Below are 308 nucleotides of genomic sequence, written 5' to 3' on the forward strand. Positions count from 1 at the left end.
GCTTATGAATTTATTTAATCGTCTAACAAATCCATTTGTTTGGCTAATTGATAAAGATTATTTGAACGGTTTCCAGTACGGCAGAACATGAGGACCGGTTTTGGAAGTTCATTATAGTGATTTGCAAAAGTACGAACATCAAGTTCAGTAATCTGGCCAGCTACAACAGGCTGATAAACATAATCTAGGCCAGCTTGGCGTGCTGCTTCTTCAATTTGAGCACTGGTAGGTTGTTCTGGACCACCTTCCATGTCAGGACGGTTACTGTCTCTTATACACATCTCCGAGCCCACGAGACATACGCCATT

General features: G+C 41.9%; 1 protein-coding gene. It reads right to left on the reverse strand.

What is annotated here, in order from left to right; all coding sequences use genetic code 11:
* Positions 1 to 14: 14 nt before the first annotated feature.
* On the reverse strand, positions 15 to 308 hold a 294-nt coding region (locus ACNQ0W_RS25520), incomplete at its 5' end, for a beta-lactamase hydrolase domain-containing protein (RefSeq protein ID WP_417933325.1).

Origin of the sequence: Enterobacter cloacae complex sp. 6730903, from assembly GCF_048283985.1 — a bacterium.
Classification (GTDB): Bacteria; Pseudomonadota; Gammaproteobacteria; order Enterobacterales; family Enterobacteriaceae; genus Enterobacter; species Enterobacter hormaechei_C.